This is a genomic window from Symbiopectobacterium sp. (assembly GCF_047692315.1).
Taxonomy (GTDB): Bacteria; Pseudomonadota; Gammaproteobacteria; order Enterobacterales; family Enterobacteriaceae; genus Symbiopectobacterium.
In genome coordinates this window covers 42,413-60,762 of record NZ_JBLLJS010000017.1, presented here as the reverse complement: position 1 = coordinate 60,762, position 18,350 = coordinate 42,413, and the positions used below count along the sequence as shown (strand labels likewise).

The 18,350-nt window shown below is 54.4% G+C and carries 14 protein-coding genes and 5 pseudogenes; 9 read left to right on the top strand and 10 right to left on the bottom strand.

Annotated features, from left to right (window positions below; translation table 11 throughout):
• A partial coding sequence (locus ACMZI0_RS08690) for a phage tail protein (protein ID WP_415672656.1) occupies positions 1 to 159 on the bottom strand: 159 nt, incomplete at its 3' end.
• Positions 160 to 208: 49 nt separating this feature from the next.
• Here ACMZI0_RS08690 and ACMZI0_RS08685 point away from each other — a divergent pair.
• The 6 genes and pseudogenes from ACMZI0_RS08685 to ACMZI0_RS08660 all read left to right on the top strand — a co-directional run bounded on the left by ACMZI0_RS08685 (position 209) and on the right by ACMZI0_RS08660 (position 5,853).
• Positions 209 to 788 (top strand): annotated as a pseudogene (locus tag ACMZI0_RS08685) (recombinase family protein).
• A 94-nt stretch (positions 789 to 882) separates the two neighbouring features.
• Positions 883 to 1,494 (top strand): hypothetical protein, encoded by a 612-nt coding sequence (locus ACMZI0_RS08680; RefSeq protein WP_415672647.1) that lies wholly within the window; start codon positions 883 to 885, stop codon positions 1,492 to 1,494.
• 49 nt (positions 1,495 to 1,543) lie between these two features.
• Entirely contained in the window at positions 1,544 to 2,884 is a 1,341-nt protein-coding gene (locus tag ACMZI0_RS08675) for an acyclic terpene utilization AtuA family protein (RefSeq protein WP_415672646.1), read from the top strand.
• Positions 2,885 to 3,410: 526 nt separating this feature from the next.
• Positions 3,411 to 4,013, top strand: coding sequence for an acetate CoA-transferase subunit alpha (gene atoD / locus ACMZI0_RS08670; RefSeq protein WP_415672655.1), 603 nt, complete (start codon positions 3,411 to 3,413; stop codon positions 4,011 to 4,013).
• A complete protein-coding gene (locus ACMZI0_RS08665; RefSeq protein ID WP_415672645.1) occupies positions 4,013 to 4,660 on the top strand; it encodes a 3-oxoacid CoA-transferase subunit B in 648 nt (215 codons plus the stop codon). The genes atoD and ACMZI0_RS08665 overlap by 1 nt, the downstream gene beginning before the upstream one ends.
• A gap of 10 nt (positions 4,661 to 4,670) precedes the next feature.
• Positions 4,671 to 5,853, top strand: a pseudogene (locus ACMZI0_RS08660) (acetyl-CoA C-acetyltransferase).
• 41 nt (positions 5,854 to 5,894) lie between these two features.
• Here ACMZI0_RS08660 and ACMZI0_RS08655 read toward each other — a convergent pair.
• From ACMZI0_RS08655 to dapA, 9 genes and pseudogenes are all read right to left on the bottom strand, one after another.
• Positions 5,895 to 7,562: pseudogene (locus ACMZI0_RS08655) on the bottom strand (methyl-accepting chemotaxis protein).
• A gap of 391 nt (positions 7,563 to 7,953) precedes the next feature.
• Positions 7,954 to 8,571, bottom strand: coding sequence for an esterase (gene ypfH / locus ACMZI0_RS08650; protein ID WP_415672654.1), 618 nt, complete (start codon positions 8,569 to 8,571; stop codon positions 7,954 to 7,956).
• A 182-nt stretch (positions 8,572 to 8,753) separates the two neighbouring features.
• Positions 8,754 to 9,155, bottom strand: a pseudogene (locus ACMZI0_RS08645) (NUDIX hydrolase).
• A 7-nt stretch (positions 9,156 to 9,162) separates the two neighbouring features.
• Positions 9,163 to 9,747, bottom strand: coding sequence for a TIGR00730 family Rossman fold protein (locus ACMZI0_RS08640; protein ID WP_415672653.1), 585 nt, complete (start codon positions 9,745 to 9,747; stop codon positions 9,163 to 9,165).
• Between the two features lie 65 nt (positions 9,748 to 9,812).
• Positions 9,813 to 11,902: pseudogene (locus ACMZI0_RS08635) on the bottom strand (tRNA(Met) cytidine acetyltransferase TmcA).
• A gap of 13 nt (positions 11,903 to 11,915) precedes the next feature.
• Positions 11,916 to 12,368, bottom strand: coding sequence for a DUF441 domain-containing protein (locus ACMZI0_RS08630; protein WP_415672644.1), 453 nt, complete (start codon positions 12,366 to 12,368; stop codon positions 11,916 to 11,918).
• A 192-nt stretch (positions 12,369 to 12,560) separates the two neighbouring features.
• A complete protein-coding gene (gene purC / locus ACMZI0_RS08625; protein WP_415672643.1) occupies positions 12,561 to 13,274 on the bottom strand; it encodes a phosphoribosylaminoimidazolesuccinocarboxamide synthase in 714 nt (237 codons plus the stop codon).
• Between the two features lie 128 nt (positions 13,275 to 13,402).
• Positions 13,403 to 14,440, bottom strand: coding sequence for an outer membrane protein assembly factor BamC (gene bamC, locus ACMZI0_RS08620; RefSeq protein WP_415672642.1), 1,038 nt, complete (start codon positions 14,438 to 14,440; stop codon positions 13,403 to 13,405).
• 16 nt (positions 14,441 to 14,456) lie between these two features.
• A complete protein-coding gene (gene dapA / locus ACMZI0_RS08615) occupies positions 14,457 to 15,335 on the bottom strand; it encodes a 4-hydroxy-tetrahydrodipicolinate synthase (RefSeq protein ID WP_415672641.1) in 879 nt (292 codons plus the stop codon).
• A 220-nt stretch (positions 15,336 to 15,555) separates the two neighbouring features.
• Here dapA and ACMZI0_RS08610 point away from each other — a divergent pair, with 220 nt between their 5' ends.
• The 3 genes from ACMZI0_RS08610 to ACMZI0_RS08600 all read left to right on the top strand — a co-directional run bounded on the left by ACMZI0_RS08610 (position 15,556) and on the right by ACMZI0_RS08600 (position 18,335).
• Positions 15,556 to 16,128, top strand: a complete 573-nt coding sequence (locus ACMZI0_RS08610; protein ID WP_415672652.1) for a glycine cleavage system transcriptional repressor — start codon at positions 15,556 to 15,558, stop codon at positions 16,126 to 16,128.
• A gap of 2 nt (positions 16,129 to 16,130) precedes the next feature.
• On the top strand, positions 16,131 to 16,598 hold the full coding sequence (gene bcp, locus ACMZI0_RS08605) for a thioredoxin-dependent thiol peroxidase (RefSeq protein WP_415672640.1): 468 nt from the start codon (positions 16,131 to 16,133) through the stop codon (positions 16,596 to 16,598).
• 84 nt (positions 16,599 to 16,682) lie between these two features.
• Positions 16,683 to 18,335 carry a M48 family metalloprotease gene (locus ACMZI0_RS08600; protein WP_415672651.1) on the top strand — a complete coding sequence of 551 codons (1,653 nt, stop codon included), beginning with the start codon at positions 16,683 to 16,685 and terminating at the stop codon, positions 18,333 to 18,335.
• The last annotated feature ends 15 nt before the right edge of the window (positions 18,336 to 18,350 follow it).

Sequence of the window (18,350 nt, the reverse complement as noted above, 5' to 3'; positions counted from 1 at the left end):
GGCCAGTGCCAGCTTAGGGTACTGGGAGGCTGTGAACGCGGCTCCGTTGCATTTGAGCCATCCGGTCGGAGGAGTTGCGGAAGGCCACGGAATGGGTACGCCAACCGGCAACGCAGAGCCTTCCCCTAAACCAAGGTTTTTGGAAAAGCAGTTACACATACAGAAATCTGCAAAAATCCTCCCACCGCGACATAGAGGAGGAGAATTGATGGCCGTCATTGGTTATATCCGCGTATCAACAATCGACCAGAACAGCGATTTGCAGCGTAATGCGCTCACAAGCGCAAACTGTGACCGCATTTTTGAAGACCGTAAGCGGAAAAGTTGCCAGCCGCCCCGGTCTTAAACGCGCTTTAAAGTGCGTTAATAGCGGAGACACCTTGGTAGTGTGGAAACTGGACAGGCTGGGACGCAGCGTTAAGAATCTGATCGCACTGATATCAGAGTTACATGAACGCGGTGCCCATTTCCGTTCTTTAACAGACAGTATTGATACCAGCACAGCCATGGGGCGCTTCTTTTTCCACGTGATGTCGGCACTGGCGGAGATGGAACGCGAGCTGATCGTCGAACGGACACTGGCCGGGCTGGCAGCAGCCAGATCACAGGGACGCATAGGTGGAAGGCCCAACGCATTAAAACCGCATGAGCGGGAACAGATTGGGCGGCTATTGGCTAAGGGGCATACACGCCAGCAGTTGGCCATTATCTACGGTGTGGGGTTATCGACGCTTTACCGATACTTTCCGGTGGATGGTCAGAGGAAGGATGACGCGGTAGGATTGTAATTCTTTTGCAAATATTGAAACGCCGCAGCGATGCCATTTATCTCACGGAAATGGGCGCATTTATCGCGCGGCGCATCACCTGCGTCGTCCGCACATGTTCTGGATTAACATCGCGCTGGTAGTCTGCGTTATCGGCACCATGGTGTTCACCAAAATCTCCCCGACCGTGGCCTTTATGGTCGCGCTGACCGTCGCACTGATGGTGAACTACCCTAACGTTGAAATGCAGAAAGCGCGTATCAATGCACACGCCAAAGCCGCACTGATGATGGCCAGTATCCTGTTCGCCGCAGGCGCCTTCACCGGCATCATGGGCGGCACCGGCATGCTGAAAGCCATGTCCGAAGCGACAATCGGCTTTGTTCCTCCGGCACTGGCGTCCCACATTCCGTTTGTGGTTGGTATTATCTCCATGCCACTGAGCCTGGTGTTTGACCCGGATTCCTACTACTTTGGCATCATGCCTGTTATCGCTCACACAGGCGAAATGCTCGGCGTACCCGCCATTCAGGTCGCACAGGCTTCCGTACTGGGCCAGATGACCACCGGTTTCCCGGTCAGCCCGTTAACTCCGGCCACCTTCCTGCTGGTCAGTCTGGCGGGGGTCGATTTGGCCGACCACCAGAAATTCTCGATTCCCGTGCTCTGGGCAGCCAGAGTCATCATGACATTCGCCTGCGTCATCTTTGGTGTGTTCCCGCTCTAAGCGCCAGCACACCGTAACCAGAGCCGTTTTAAATATAGAAGGTAAGGCTATGAAAAATATCTGTATAGGTTCCGGCGCAGGCTATGCCGGCGATCGCATCGAGCCCGCTTTGGAGCTGGCGCAAAAAGGCGATATCAACTACCTGGTGTTTGAATGTCTGGCAGAGCGTACCATCGCTATCGGTCAAAAACAGAAACAACAGAACCCGGAAAAAGGTTACAACGAACTGCTGGCAGACAGAATGTACGTCGTGCTGCCAACCTGCCTGGAAAAAGGCATCAAAATCATCACCAACATGGGTTCCACGAACCCGACGGCAGCGGGCCAGCGCGTGCTGGAGATCGCGAAAGAGCTGGGTGCCAAACAGTTGAAAATTGCCGTGGTTACCGGTGATGACGTGCGTGATGTGCTGATCAAACAAGATGCTCGTCTGGATGAAATCGGCCAGCCAATTTCCGCCAGTGGCAAAGACATCCTCTCTGCCAACGCTTACATGGGCGCAGATGCCATGGTCAAAGCACTGCGTGACGGTGCCGACATTATTATCGCCGGACGCGTTTCTGATCCGTCACTGTTCCTGGCACCGATGATGTATGAATTCAACTGGGCCGCCGATGACTGGGAACACCTGGGCAAAGGTACCTGCCTGGGTCACCTGTTGGAATGTGCAGGGCAAATCACTGGCGGTTACTACGCCGATCCCGGTTTCAAGGATATCCCGCATCTGGTACGTCTCGGCTTCCCAATCGCTGAAATTGATGAAAACGGCGATGCAGTTATCACCAAAGTTGCCGGTTCTGGCGGCCGCGTATGCGTCGATACCTGCAAAGAACAGATGCTGTATGAAATCCACCGCCCCGACAGCTACATCACCCCCGATGTCGTTGCCGATTTCACCGGCGTAACCTTTACCCAGGTGGGTGAAGACCGGGCTCGCGTTCAAGGTGCAACGGGCCGCGCCAAAACCGACACATTGAAAGTCTCCGTCGGTTATCAGGATGGCTTTATCGGCGAAGGCGAAATTTCCTATGCCGGACCGGGTGCTGTGGCACGCGGACGCCTGGCGCTCGAAATCGTTAAAGGCCGCTTTGACGTGTGCGGCTTCGCACCGTCAGAAGTGCGTTTCGATTTGATCGGCGTAGATGCGCTGCACGGTGCAGAGCGTTCTCAGCGCAGCGAACCTTATGAAGTGCGCGCTCGCGTGGCCGCGCGCTGCACCACCCGCGCGCAAGCGGTGAAAGTGGGCAACGAAGTGGAAACGCTATACACCAACGGCCCTGCGGGCGGCGGCGGTGTCAACAAAGGCGTCAAAGAGATTCTGGCCATGGATTCCACGCTGCTGGCGCGTTCTCTTGTTACCCCAGCGGTTAACTACCTGGAGATCAAATAATGAAACTACGTGAAATCGCCCACTCTCGCACCGGCGACAAAGGCAATACGTCAAATATCTCCCTGATTGCCTATCGTGCGGAAGATTTTGAAAAAATTAAGTAACAGCGGAAAAAGTCAAAGCCTGGTTTGCCGATATCGTTACCGGTGACGTAGTCCGCTACGAACTGCCTGCCATCGGCGCACTGAACTTTGTTATGTATGGCGCACTGGGTGGCGGTGTTACCCGCTCTCTGGCGCTGGATATGCACGGCAAAGGGCTGAGTGCAGCCATTCTGGACATGGATATCTAAGCAATTGCCACGGGCCCACCCGTGGCACAGCAATAAAAGATCGACAGGGCAATTAATATTGCCCTGATACATCACCGGATTATCTACATAACGATTTTCGAAAATTGGCGGCAATTTTCGACGGGGTAACTGTTGCCTAAAAAACGATAATAACACCCTTTGATTGATGGAGTAGCTGAATAATGAAAAACAAAAATTGATGCCAGTTATTTCCGATCTTTATTGAAAGACGGAATGACAATTATGTGCGGTGGTTTTATGGGTGTCGGAACCCAGGATTTATTAGTAAAAGAAATCATGGCATCCGGCGTCACTGATTTAACCCTGATTGGTAATGACACGGCATTTCCTGAAACCGGCGTTGGCCCGTTAATTGACAACGGTCAGGTTAAAAAAGTCATCGTTTCACATATCGGAACCAACCCGGAAACCGGCAAACGCATGATTGCCGAAACGCTGGATGTAGAGCTGGTACCACAAGGTACACTGGCAGAACGTATTCGCAGCGGCGGTGCCGGACTGGGCGGTTTTCTCACCCCAACTGGCGTTAGCACCGTGGTGGAAGAAAATAAACAAAAAATCACCCTCGATAATCATACCTATTTATTAGAACTACCTTTAAAAGCCGATCTTGCCATTATTCAGGCAAGCATTGCCGACACCCGTGGAAACCTTATTTATCACCTTACCGCCCGTAATTTTAATCCTCTGATAGCACTTGCCTCAGACAACGTTGTTGCGCAATGCGAACAGGTTATTCCTGTCGGCCAATTAGCGCCGGAGTGCATTGTGACGCCTGCCGCACTGGTTGATCACCTTTATGTTGGAGAAAAATAATGGACGCTAAATCAATTATTGCTCGCCGCGTCGCGCTGGAGTTAAACGACGACGACGTGGTGAATTTGGGCATTGGTCTGCCAACCCAGGTTGCGAACTACGTACCCGAAACCATTGAAGTAACCTTTCAGTCAGAAAACGGTTTTCTCGGTTTAGGTGCCATTACTGAAATCGATACCAATCTGGTTAACGCCGGTGGGCAGCCGTGCGGCATGGTTCTCGGTGCCGCGATGTTTGACAGCGCATTCTCGTTCGCGCTGATCCGTGGCGGCCACGTAGACGTCTGTGTACTCGGCGGTTTGCAGGTAGACGAACACACCAACCTCACCAACTGGGTAGTTTCCGGAAAAATGGTGCCCGGCATGGGCGGTGCCATGGATCTGGTGGTCGGCGCCAAGAAAGTGATCATCGCACTGGAACACTGCGCCAAAAACGGCGCGCCCAAATTGCTGCATGAATGCACCTACCCGCTTACCGCCGCCAACAAAGTCAGCATGGTGGTCACCGAACTGGCGGTATTCGAATTTATCGACCAACAGATGGTGCTGCGCGAAATCAGCCCGGATATCACCCTCGACGAACTGCGCCAGAAGACAGAAGCCAACTTCATTGTCTCCGACGACCTGCAACCGTTAAAAGTCCACTAAGGAGACCCCGATGAACACACAAGATTCCGTTGTGATTGTGAGCGCCAAACGTACCGCGATCGGTAAATTCGCCGGCAGTCTGGCCAATACCTCCGCCGTTAAACTGGCGAGCGCCACCATCAAAGATAGCCTCTCTTCCCTGCCGCAAGGCTTGAAGATTGATGAAGTCATGTTGGGCAATGTGCTGAGCGCAGGGTTGGGCCAAAACCTGGCGCACCAGGCGGGTCAGGCAGCCGGGCTCGGCGTTGAAACGCCCTCCTTTACCGTAAGCAAAGTGTGCGGCTCCGGCCTGAAAGCGGTGGCGCTTGGTGCACAGTCCATCGTTGCTGGGGACAACCAGGTGTGTATCGCTGGCGGCATGGAAAACATGAGCGCCTCCCCTTACCTGCTGGAGAAAGCGCGTCAGGGCTACCGAATGGGCGATGGCAAATTAATTGATTCCATGATCAAAGATGGCCTGTGGTGCGCCTTCAATGACTACCACATGGGGATCACCGCCGAGAACATCGCTAAACAGTATGGCTTTACACGGGAAGATCAGGATGCCGTGGCATTCGCTTCGCAGCAAAAAGCGGCAGCTGCACAGGCAAACGGTCGCTTTGACGCGGAGATCACCCCCATAGCGCTGCGCGTGAAAAAAGAGACGCGCATGTTCAATCAGGATGAGCGTGCGTGCCGATACCACACTGGATTCTCTGGGTAAATTGCGCCCGGCCTTCCTGCCGGACGGCACCGTAACCGCTGGCAACGCGTCTGGGATCAACGATGCGGCAGCAACGCTGGTGCTGATGCGAGAATCCGTGGCTCGCCAGCAAGGTATTACACCGCTGGCTCGCATTCGCAGTTGGGCATCCGCCGGTGCGCCCAGTGATGTGATGGGATTAGGCTCCATTCCTGCGACGCAAAAAACGCTGCTCAAGGCAGGGCTGACCATTGAAGATATCGATCTGATCGAAGCCAATGAAGCCTTTGCTGCTCAATTCCTGGCAGTACAGCGCGATTTGGGACTGGACCCGGAAAAAGTTAACGTCAACGGCGGCGTGATTGCACTGGGCCACCCGATCGGAGCCAGCGGCGCGCGTATTCCGGTCACACTGATCCACGCGCTGCGCAGTTACGACAAAACGCTGGGACTGGCAACGCTGTGCATCGGCGGCAGTCAGGGTATCGCACTGATCGTTGAGCGCCTGTAACCGGGCCGCTGAATCTTTCACGGCCCAGTGAACAAACAGGTTTAAAACGCCTCCCAGTTGTGTTCTGACGCACGTCCGGAGGCGTTTTTCATCGCAGGCAATAATCCTTGCGTACCACGGTTAAGTGGTGGAGTAGAAGCAGGTAGCGCGCGCTGGTTGTTGCCAATGTTGAACGCCGACACAGCACCTTGTAAAAAGCCCGCCTGCTCCTCCAAAGAGGCCGCCGCTGACGCCGATTCTTCTACCAGCGCCGCATTTTGCTGCGTCACGCGATCCATTTCGCTCACCGCCTGACCCACCTGATCGATTCCCCGACTTTGCTCATCTGACGCCGAGGCAATATCGCCCATAATATCCGTCACACGACTCACCGCCGTGACAATTTCCTGCATGGTGTCTCCCGCTTCCCGCACCTGAAGCGCCCCGGTACTGACGCGATTGACCGAATCGTCAATCAGGGTTTTGATCTCTTTCGCCGCCTGCGCGCTGCGCGAGAGTGCGTACCTCCCCTGCCACCACGGCAAATCCTCGTCCCTGATCGCCTGCGCGCGCGGCTTCGACCGCCGCGTTAAGCGCCAGAATATTGGTCTGGAAGGCAATGCTATCAATAACGTTGGTGATGTCAGCGATTTTTTGCGAGCTGTCAGAAATCTGGTTCATGGTGATCACCACGTGACTGACCTTAACGCCGCCTCTGTCTGCCGTTTCTGATGCCTCTTTCGCCACCTGTGCCGCCTGACGTGCGCTGTGGGAATTCTGCTTCACGGTAGCGGTCAACTGTTCCATGCTGGCAGCGGTTTCGCCCAACAACGCGGCCTGCTGCTCGGTGCGCGATGAGAGATCGTTGCTACCAGCCGAAATCTCGCTGGCACCGGTGTAAATCGCCTGCGCGCTGTCACGCACGGTGCTTACTGTATCAATCAGCGAACGCTGCATATGATGCAACCCGGTCGCAAGTTGGCTCATTTCGTTGCGTCCTTCCACATCAATCGCCTGCGTCAGATCGCCTTTGGCAATCGCATTGATATGGCGCATCAGCGCACGCAGCGGTTGCAACAGGGATACGCTGCAACCCGACCCAGCTAAGCACAATCACCAGCACCACCAGCAGTGAAATAATCCCCAGTAACCACAGCATCTCCTGAAAGGCACGGTGGTTATCGCGCAATCCATTATCCGCAACCTGCGTTTGCGCTTCTCGCCACGCCAGATAATTTTCTTGCATTGCAACATTTAGCGGTGCCGCGCCTTCATGCAATTTCATCGCCGCTCCCGCCAAATCCACCCGCAAGCGAATTGACGATATCGTTCAACAGTTTCTGATAAACGATATAGCTATCCTCCAGCTTTTTCGTTAGCGCCGGATCCACCCCCGGCGAGGGCGGAATCGCCTGATAGGCCTTATAGCAGCTCTCCGAACTGGCAATGCGCTCCTTCGCCATTTGCAGCAGCGACTGCATTGCGTCTTTATCAGCATTCCCCATCATCATATTTTGAATCATGGTGCCAACGACAATACGCGTCTGGTTCATCATAATCCAGGCATCGGTAAAGGCCGCGACGCTCTGATTGGCGCGCTGTGAAGCCTGAAACCCTTCTCGGTCATTGACCAGCGCACGCATCGAAAGCGCGCCGGTGAGAAATTGCGAAATACCCAGAGTTAAAAGAACAATAATGAGGATGGTCACAACTTTTATACGTTTGAACATATAACACCCTTATTTCCTAAAAGGACGTGACATGTATATACCCTAATTATTTCGCGTCGAATTACCGATGCGATGAGCGGCGGGCATGAATAAAAAGCCGTTACTATGCCAGCAACGCGAATACATTCGGGTATAGCGGGAAAACGTCAGACAGTATGGTGTGTGTAGTGTACCCCTATGCAATGCAACACATAAGTCGTGCAATAACATCGTCAGGCCTTCAACGTTATTTAAATATGGAAAAAATCACTTTTGATATGGATAGAGAAAACCTACCCAACGTGATTTTAGCGCGATATCTCATTCAGCGCGAGGTGGAAATAGCGAGGGACGGCAAAGAAAAACGAGGACGATTCATGGGTAGAACCGCCCAGCCAGTGGCACAACTCAATTATGCCAGATAACGCAATGCCTGTTGCAGCATAAGGCCGTCAATCGAGTGGCCTACACCCGCAATCATATCGAGTGAATGCGCGCTGCCCAACGCCTGCAAGCGCTCAGCCGCAGCGCGCGCGCGCGCGGGTAAAATTACGCTATCCTGCTCACCGTGGATAAAATGCACCACAGCTGGCGTCAATGCAGATTCCGGCAAAGAGGCAAAACGACCGCTAAAAGCGATAACCGTGCCAGCAATGGCAGAGTCAGCCCTTAACGCTTCCAGAGACATGATAGTTCCCTGCGAAAACCCAACCAGCGCAGTATGTGCGGCATCCACCCCACTCTTTGTCTGCCAATCACGCACCGTTGACAGGAAACCTGACATAGCCGCATCCACGCGCGCCTGCCGATTCTCCTCGGTAACCCCCTGCACGGAGAACCACTGACGCCCAGCGCCCCATTCGGTGCTCTCTGGACCGTTTACGCTGACCACACAGGCATCCGCTAAAGCATCGGCAAAATAACGCCCCAGCGCAGCCATGCCGTTGGCGCTGTCGCCAACACCGTGAAACAGCAGGACCAAACGCTTTGCCCGATCCAGTTGTTGTACTGTAATTGCATCGCTCATGATATGTCCCGTTTTGTCCTGATAGGCGTTCATGATACCGCCGTGGCTATTACGTGCTATCGGGATTTATTGAACAAGTCATTCCATTATTTCCAATGACCAGCCAAAACCCAATCTTTAACAATGGGCAGCAACGGCAGGGGAAGATATCAGGCTGACGATACGGTCAGCCTGATATCGCGGCATCAAAACGAGGCCGCGAGAGGCAATAATTGATCCTGAGTCAAAGGGGCAAGGAGCAACGCCGAGGTCGTCTGGGTTAACCCAGACGACCTCGGCAATTTCAGCCGCCGGTGTAACGGCACTCACAACCTGCACACGATACACCTCGGCCTCGACTATACAACCAGGCTCATTGACAGCCCGATCTGAAAAGTGACCAAGGTAGGTAAGATCCGAGGTTGCGATCTGAATAGACAACTCTTCTTTCAGTTCGCGCACCAGCGCCTGCTCTGCCGTTTCGCCGGGTTCCATTTTCCCACCCGGCTGCATAAACGCTGTTGTGCCCTGTTTACGCACCAGCAAACAAGCCTCGCCGCATCCGCAATGACGGCAGCGGCAATGAGAATCACACAGGAAGTCTCCATCGCTACCTCACCCTACCTTACGGAACGCGGGTGTCCATTTGTGCGGCGGCGGCGTATAGGCAGCGAAAACGCGCAGAATATCCTGAATACTGTCAGAAAACGTGAGCATATCGGCATAGGGTTGCTTCATAAAACCCTGGCTGACCATGGTTTCGTTCATGGTCTTCAACGGGTCAAAATAACCGTTAACATTGAGAAACACGCAGGGTTTGTCATAGATTCCCAACTGCACCCAGGTCCACTGTTCGAAAATCTCTTCCAGCGTTCCCGGCCCCCCCGGCATCGCGATAAAGCCATCGGCAAGCTGCGCCATTTTGGCTTTCCGCATATGCATATTTTCGACTACATGCAGCGTGGTCAGCCCTGGATGAGAAAGTTCCTGATCGGCCAGCAGGCGCGGCATCACACCAATCACCTCACCGCCATGCGCCAACGCGGCATCAGCGACCGCCCCCATCAACCCCACACGACCGCCGCCGTAAACAATGGCGATACCTGCCTGCGCCAGAGTTTTCCCCGTCATACGCGCCGCATCAATATAGGCGGTATCACTTCCCGCACTTGAACCGCAAAAAATTCCCATCACCATGATATGTCTCTATTCCCCATGTCGATTACCTACTTATGACGGCAAACATGTCCATTCCGCCAAGGCGTTTATTTATTCCCCCGGAAACCGCCCGGTTGCGTCCAGCGTTGCCAACGTGCACAGGCTGTTGCATCAAGGTCAGCGAGCGCCTGCGCCGTCTCCTCGCGCCAGCGTTGTAACAACATTTTTTTACCGCTTAATGAAAACTGCGTCACACCCCGCTCAGGATCTTGCGGATGCGCATTGAGCAAACGCAATGCGGGCAGCGGCAAACCAGAGAGCGCCAGCAGACGTGTCAACGCTGCGAAGGTCGGCTCCATGCCGCGATGCGCAAAAGCAAACCCGGCCAGCCTGCGCCACTCGGCTTCCTCGAGCTTATGTGGATTCTGCATCGTCTGCGCCAACGGCAGCGCCAGAGGGATGATGCGGCGCAAGGCAGGCCACTCTTGCGCTAAACGCTGCTCGGCACGCGCAGCCAACTGCCTTCCCTCGTCGCTGATAGGCAAAATCGCCATCGCGCTATAGCAGCCGCTGCTGGCCTCGCGGTGGCTGCCAATACGCACCAGCCGAAACCCGCACGCCTGCCAGAATGCCCATAACTCGGGCTGATAACCGAAGCTGACGGACAGAAAATCAATACCTTCATACCTTCATCACACGCAGTGTCCTGCTGCGCGGCAATCAGTGAGTGACCAATACCGCTACGCCGCTGTTCTGCTGCGACCGCGATACGGCTGATACGTCGGGAGCGTAAACAGGGGGCTTGCCACTCATCACCATGTGCCGCTAACGACTGTGCCACCAGATTGCCACGAGGGCGACGGCGGCCAGCCCAGACCTCGTGCGCTAACGCTTGCGGCAGCTCACCTTCATCCACCCACCAGGCCACGCCGCACAATGCCTCGCCCCGTCGGGCACCGTAGACATGCATGCCGGGCGCATCCAACAACCGCCGCAAATCAAGCGGCGATGTGCGGTAATGCGCGCTACACAATAAGGCATAGTATTGGTACAAACCTGCCGGTTCGCTCAACCACTTCGTCACCGCGTTTTTGGTTATGACAACGGGTAACCCCGGTACGCCCTGCGCTATGGCATCGGCACCGTCAAAGACGTCACGAAAAAGCAAGGCATCATCCAGAAAACGCTCCAGCGGATCGTCTACGGCCCAGCGTAGCGGTTGGTCTAACGTCAGGATGTCGCGCTGCGGCAGCGAAGCACAAAATTTCAGCAGAAAACCACGCCCCGTCCCTTCATAACCCTGCACGGTGGTGATCATCAGCACCCGTGGGAAATAACTCACCAGCATCCGCAAGACCGACGTGGGGATCGCCGCAGCCTCATCAATCAGCAGCCAGTCAAGCGGCGGCGGAGACGACGATTGGCAGCGCGCCAGCAAGGTATCCGGAGACCAAAAGGCCAATTTCTCTTTACCACATTGTAGCAATTGTACAGCCGTTTCACGGGAGGGAGATGTCGCCCAACAGGGGGCGTTGCACTGCGCTGCAAGCATACCCGCCAGCGTCGATTTTCCTCGCCCGCGCGGTACGGTAATCACATAGACGCCCGGTGCAGCATCGAGCAACCGGGTTAATAGTTTCTGCTGTTGTGGCGTTGGGCCGCCGGTGGCAGGATGCCACAGCGCACGCGGGGCCAGCGGTTTTATCGCCACGGCTTCGCCCTGCCGCCATAGCGTAACATCCTTATCAGCCAGCAGATGACGTTGGAAGTGCGTAATAAAATGCGGCGTCGCTATCGCCTGAGGAAGTTCACTCCAGCGCAGACTATCGGCATCAGGCTGATGCGCCCACGTTTGCCAGGGCGGAACCAGTAATAGCAACCAACTGCCCGCGAGCAAGGTGCCAGCAACAATCGCCAACGCTTCCACATCCAACCCGATACGGGCATCAAAGACAGCATGCTGATATTCCTGCCCCAGCAGCATTCGCGCTTTATTAAACGGGATACTGTCAGGCCGCGTGCCGCCCAACCAAAGCCAATCGCCCTGAGTCTGCTGGCACAGCGCTTCCGCCTGCGTTTGCACCCATTGCGGCTCACCACTGACAACCAACAGGCGGCGCGCCCCGACACGCCGCAGCAGAGCAGGATCGCCGCTCGCACCAGCGCCAAACAGGTTTGGAGTGTTCGCCTCAGACATGCAGATGCCGTTCTCAGGATTTGCCGATCAATAACGATAGCAGACCTGCCGCAATCAGTGGGCCTACAGGCACGCCGCGAAACAACGCAACACCGGCCACAGTACCGATCAATAATCCTGACACTACGGAGGGTTGATTGCTCATCAGAGAGACACCGCGACCACCGAGCCATGAAACAGCAACGCCCACCGCAATTGCCACCAGCGATTTCCAGTTGAGGAACGCCTGAAAGAAGTCATGTGCACTGATTTTCCCGCTGGCAATCGGGGCAATCACGCCAATGGTCAGAATCAAAATCCCGATGCTCAATCCATACTTTTCGACCAGGGGAAAATAGCCGTTAAGCGGCGTCAAACGCACCGCCAGCAACGCTAACATCGCCCAGGTGACCGTCATGTTGTGGCTGATGATGCCAAGCCCTGCCAGACCGAGCAGGATCAAAAGAGTAGGATCGGAAAAAGTCATGAGGAAGGGGGTTCCTGCAATGCAATAGTTAATATATCGGTTTCATTCAAGGCACCGATGATAGCACTATTTTGGCCGTGCTATTTAGCCCAATACCCATGTTGGCATAGGTAAGCTGTCATTCTCCGCTTACGGCAGAGAATGACAGGCAACGGCGAAAACATCGCCTCGAACACGAAAACGATTGCGCGTTTAGTCCAATTTTACGCCAAGACGGTGTGCGACTGCTTCATAGGCTTCAATCAAACCACCCAGACTTTGACGGAAACGGTCTTTGTCCATCTTGTTCAGGGTTTGTTTGTCCCACAGACGGCTGCCATCTGGAGAGAACTCATCACCCAGCACCACTTCACCTTTGAACAATCCGAATTCCAGTTTGAAATCCACCAGGATCAGACCCGCGTCGTCAAACAGCTTGCTCAGCACGTTGTTGGCTTTGTAGCTCAATTCTTTCATACGCGCCAGGTGGGTTTCGTTCACCCAACCGAAGGTTTTGCAGTAAGATTCGTTGACCATCGGGTCATGCAGGGCGTCATTTTTCAGGAACAGGTCAAACAGCGGCGGGGTCAGCGTAATGCCTTCTTCCACGCCCAGACGTTTCACCAGCGAACCTGCTGCACGGTTACGCACCACGCACTCAACCGGCACCATTTCCAGCTTTTTCACCAGTACTTCATTGTCGGACAGCAACTTGACCATTTGCGTCGGGATGCCCGCTTCTTCCAGTTTGCTCATGATGAAATGGTTGAACTTGTTGTTCACCATACCCTTGCGATCAAACTGTTCAATGCGCGCGCCATCACTGGCTGACGTATCATTGCGAAACTCCAGCACCAACAGATCGGGACCTTCGGTGGTGTAGACCGTTTTCGCTTTTCCGCGATACAACTCAGCTAGCTTTTGCATCTTCTATTACTCCACACAGTTGTGGGCCACCGACAACGGGCCCGATGATTTAATACTTGATTAACAATAAAAATACCGGCATTCGCCGGGCCGAATAAAGAAGGGCCGGATGGACCGGCCCTAACCTGTTAGTGACTGAGCGCCGCCTGGAAGACGGCGACCAGCGCGTCGTTTTTCGATTGGCTGAGCGTATGCCCCTTCGAATCGATAAACTGCAACGTACTGCGGTTGCCCAGATCGCCGACCTGCAGTTTGTAATCGCCGTTCGCCAATTCAGGGTCTTTCGCCCCCAGACGTTCCCACGCGCTGCTGCCCGGTGCCTTGTAGGTCACCGCGATTGAACCTTGCGGACGGCTGCGATCGTTCACCTTCATGCCCACTTTTTCCAGCGCAGCGGGAAGACGATCCCACACCACCGAATAAGGACCGCGCACCACCAGCAACGGCAGACCGCTGTCATCCGCACCGCTCAGCACATCAAGGGTACCGACTGCGCGATTGACCTGCGCATTTTCACGCGCAGTAGCCTGTTTTTCCAACGCATCTGACAGGGTATTAGCCATCAGGCTGGTATAACGTTGCACCTGAAGCGCTTCTGCCACCGGCGCATTTTGCACTTCCAGTCCAAGCAGTTTCACGACAACCGCTACCTGATACCCTTGAGGTTGAACGGAGATCTGATAACGCGCGCGGTACGGCACAGTTTCATCGTCACGCGGCCAGAAGATCCAATCGGTCGTCAGCGTTTGCGTTGCATCCTGACGGCTGGCAATCACATAGCCTTTGTCCTGAACGATCTGCACGACTTGCGGCCACAGGCGGTTGGCCTGGGCGCCGTTTTCGATCAGCAATGTGGCTGTATCACCTGAAATTTGCGTACGCGATCTGCTTAACAAAGCCAATGGTTGGAGAGGAGGACGAATATCTAACGCTTTACCCAGCTCACCGGTTGACGCGACGGGTAGGATCTCACAATCCCCATTCTGCACCGGAAGGATCATCCCTGCCGGAGCCACCAACGCCCTCGGTTGCGGCGCTTTCAGATAGGATTCATCGCCGCTGACCTGACGTTTGTGACGCTGATCGCTGGAACACGCCGCTAACAGCATGACCAGCGACAAACCAACCACTTTTGCCACCATGGACTTTTGCACTGAAGAAGTCATCAAATCTCCCTAAGGGTTACTGCAAACCAGCCTGCTTCAATGCACGCTCCATCACTGTCCGACCGGCGTCAGTCAGCGGCGCCATCGGCAAGCGAAGCGTATCGGTCGCCATCAATCCTAATGCCTTGCATGCCCATTTCACCGGGATCGGATTAGGTTCAACAAATAATTTCTGATGCAGCGGCATCAGGCGCTGATTCAAACGGCGCGCCGCAGCGAAATCGCCCTGCGCCGCCAGTGCGCACAGCTGTGCCATTTCCCGCGCTGCAATGTTTGCCGTCACGGAAATCACGCCCTTACCACCGAGTTGCATGAAATCCAGACTGCTGGCGTCATCACCGCTCAGCAAAATGAATTTATCATCAACCAACTCTTGGATCTGGCTCACACGGCTTAAGTTCCCGGTGGCTTCTTTCACCGCGACAATATTTTTTACTTCGGAGAGACGAGCGATGGTTTCCGGCAACATGTCGCAGCCGGTACGCGAGGGTACGTTATACAGAATTTGCGGTAAATCGGTGTGTTCAGCGATGGCTTTAAAATGCTGGAACAAGCCTTCTTGCGTCGGGCGGTTGTAGTAAGGGGTTACCGTCAGGCAGCCCACCACGCCCGTGCCGTGAAAACGTTTGGTGAGAGAGATAGCTTCCGACGTCGCGTTGGCACCCGTTCCGGCGATCACCGGGATACGTCCGTCTGCCAGTTCCAGAGTCATCATCACCACATCGCCGTGTTCATCATGGCTTAAGGTGGCAGATTCCCCCGTGGTTCCGACTGACACTATCGCTGCAGTTCTGCTAGCGACATGATAATCAACAAGTTTTTTCAAGCTTGCACGATCGACGGCTCCGTTGTCGTCCATCGGCGTAACCAGTGCAACAATACTTCCCGTAAACATTCGCCATACCCTCCAAAAACAAGTTCTTCATGGTACTTTTGACTTCACTGCAAAAGCAAGCACACAACCGCGTTGTCAGCGTCTGACATGCGGTTTTTTCTTTCTGGATGCCCCGACTGACAGGCTGTGCGGGAAAACGCACTCAGAACAAACTCAAAATTGCCCCAGACAATTTTTTGTGTTTACCATGTTACTCTCAACCCGATGCAGAGGAAGCAAGATTTTGCCGAGCCAACAAGAACACTATCTGGTTATCACCGCACTCGGCGTCGATCGCCCCGAGATTGTGAACGCCATCACACGCCACGTCAGTAGCTGTGGCTGTAACATTGAAGATAGCCGTCTTGCGATGCTGGGCAAAGAGTTCACTTTTATCATGCTGCTATCGGGAAGTTGGAATGCCATCACGCTGATCGAATCCACGCTGCCGCTCAAAGGGGCGGAAATGGAATTGTTGATCGTGATGAAGCGCACAGAGTCTCAAGCACGACCGCCCATGCCCTCAACCGTATGGGTCAAAGTTGAACTGGCGGACTCCCCGCATATCATTGAACGCCTTACCGCCCTGTTTGACGCCCATCAAATGAACATTGCGGAGCTGGTTTCAAAAACGCAGCCTGCCATGGGCGGACATCCACCAACGTTATATATTCAAATCACCGCACACAGTCCTGAAACGCTAAATGGCGCAATTATTGAGCCAGCCTTTCATCAGCTATGTACAGAACTGCACGCACAAGGCAGTATTAGCGTCGTGAACTATCCACAGCATGAAGAGAAAGATGGAGAGTAGTGATGAACACACTGAAAGCCGGTGATACCGCACCGAAATTTAGCTTGCCCGACCAGGATGGCGAACAAGTAAATTTAACCGACTTCCAGGGACAAAAAGTGTTGGTCTATTTTTACCCTAAAGCGATGACGCCGGGATGTACCGTGCAAGCCTGCGGTTTGCGCGACAACATGGACGATCTGAAGAAACATGGCGTGGAAGTGCTGGGTATCAGCACCGACAAACCGGAAAAACTGTCTCGCTTTGCGGAAAAAGAGCTGCTGAACTTTACGTTGTTGTCCGATGAAGATCACCAGATCTCAGAAGCATTCGGCGTATGGGGCGAAAAAACCTTTATGGGGAAAACCTACGACGGCATTCACCGCATCAGCTTTTTAATCGATGAAGACGGTAAAGTGGCGCACGTGTTTGATGATTTCAAAACCAGCGATCACCACGATATCGTACTGAACTATCTGAAAAGCGCCTGATAGCGCATCAGATAGCCACCGGCACCGCCAGAGGTGCCGGTACTTTGCTATACCCGATATAAGCCCGATACGGCGTTGCGCTTGATGATTATTTGCACGACGCGCTTTTCTACCGCACTTTTACCGCATTCCACTTTGCATGCGACCCTCACGCTGGTTAAGATAGGCATCAATCGCTTTCACCTTGCAGTCGAGAAGGTTCCACTCATGGTCTTCAATTGGTTAGGTGCTGATCGTCATGGCATTTCCGCGCAAGCAGGCAAAATATTTTCCTCTGGATTCCGCATAAAGAAAACCCTGACGGCGCTACTGTTAGGTACTGTGCTGAGTAGCGTTACTGCGCCCGCCGTCGCGGATATGCAGGATCAGCTTCCCGATATGGGAACGACAGCGGGTGGCACGCTCAGTATCAATCAAGAAATTGAAATGGGTGATTTCTACCTACGGCAAATGCGGGGCGGTGCACCGCTGATTGACGATCCGCTGTTGATACAATACATCAACCAACTGGGCCAGCGGTTAGTAAAAAGCGCCAACTCGGTGCGCACACCCTTCCACTTTTTCATCATTCGCAACGATGAGTTAAACGCCTTTGCCTTCTTCAGCGGCAATGTGGTCATCCACTCCGCCTTGTTCCGCTATGCCGATAACGAAAGTGAGCTGGCCTCAGTGCTAGCGCATGAAATCTCACACGTTACCCAACGCCATCTGGCGCGCGCCATGGAATCTCAGCAGCGCAGCGCCCCGCTTACCTGGGTCGGTGTGCTGGGTTCCATTCTGCTCGCCATGGCAAACCCACAAGTGGGCATGGCAGCCCTGAGCGGCACCCTGGCTGGCGCGCAGCAGGGGATTATCAGCTTCACACAAGCCAACGAACAGGAAGCCGATCGTATCGGCTTGCAGGTGTTGCAGCGGGCCGGGTTTGATCCACAGGCGATGCCTAATTTCATGCAGAAACTGGCTGACCAATCACGCTACACTACCAAGCCGCCGGAAATGCTGCTGACGCACCCATTGCCGGAGAGTCGTCTGGCCGATGCCCGCAACCGTGCTAATCAGATGCGTCCTGCGCCGACCCAATCCTCACAGGATTTCCTGTTTGCCAAGATGCGTGCGCTGGCGATGTACAGCACCGCCTATAAAGCCACTGCGGATGAAACCATTGATAACTGGCTAAAAGGCAACGTGCGCGAGCAGCTTGCCGCACAGTACGGTAAAGCCGTGCGCGCTTATGAAGCGAAGAAGTATGACGACGCGCGCGCCGTGCTTCAGCCTCTGCTGGATAAAACCCCGGACAGCCCCTGGTTCCTCGATTTGATGACGGATATCGATCTGGCGCAGAACAAAACCGCGCAGGCGATCGCCCGATTGCAGAAAGCGCCCGGCGCTCAGAACAACCCGGTGCTGCAACTGAATCTGGCCAATGCTTATGTCATGGGCGGCCAGGCGGCAGCGGCCAGCCGCCTGCTTTACCGCTATACCTATGCCAACCCGGGCGATCCCAACGGTTTGTCGCTGCTGGCACAGGCCTCTGCCGCGCGGGGTATGCGCGCAGAAGAACTTGCCGCACGCGGTGAAGAGTTGGCATTGTCAGGGAAACTGGATCAAGCGATCGGCCTGTTCAGCAATGCCAGTTCACTGAGTAAACTCGGCAGTCTGGAGCAGGCGCGCTATGATGCCCGCATCGACCAGTTGCGTCAGCTACAGCAACGTTTCCGTCAGTATGAAAAATCCTGACAGACAGTAAGGAAC

Bases quoted from the DNA above. Each gene is read 5' to 3' on its own strand.
- purC (WP_415672643.1), bottom strand. From the start codon at position 13,274: ATGCAAAAGCTAGCTGAGTTGTATCGCGGAAAAGCGAAAACGGTCTAC.
- ACMZI0_RS08600 (WP_415672651.1), top strand. From the start codon at position 16,683: ATGATTATTTGCACGACGCGCTTTTCTACCGCACTTTTACCGCATTCC.
- bamC (WP_415672642.1), bottom strand. From the start codon at position 14,440: ATGACTTCTTCAGTGCAAAAGTCCATGGTGGCAAAAGTGGTTGGTTTG.
- atoD (WP_415672655.1), top strand. From the start codon at position 3,411: ATGACAATTATGTGCGGTGGTTTTATGGGTGTCGGAACCCAGGATTTA.
- bcp (WP_415672640.1), top strand. From the start codon at position 16,131: ATGAACACACTGAAAGCCGGTGATACCGCACCGAAATTTAGCTTGCCC.
- dapA (WP_415672641.1), bottom strand. From the start codon at position 15,335: ATGTTTACGGGAAGTATTGTTGCACTGGTTACGCCGATGGACGACAAC.
- ACMZI0_RS08680 (WP_415672647.1), top strand. From the start codon at position 883: ATGTTCTGGATTAACATCGCGCTGGTAGTCTGCGTTATCGGCACCATG.
- ACMZI0_RS08630 (WP_415672644.1), bottom strand. From the start codon at position 12,368: ATGACTTTTTCCGATCCTACTCTTTTGATCCTGCTCGGTCTGGCAGGG.
- ACMZI0_RS08665 (WP_415672645.1), top strand. From the start codon at position 4,013: ATGGACGCTAAATCAATTATTGCTCGCCGCGTCGCGCTGGAGTTAAAC.
- ACMZI0_RS08675 (WP_415672646.1), top strand. From the start codon at position 1,544: ATGAAAAATATCTGTATAGGTTCCGGCGCAGGCTATGCCGGCGATCGC.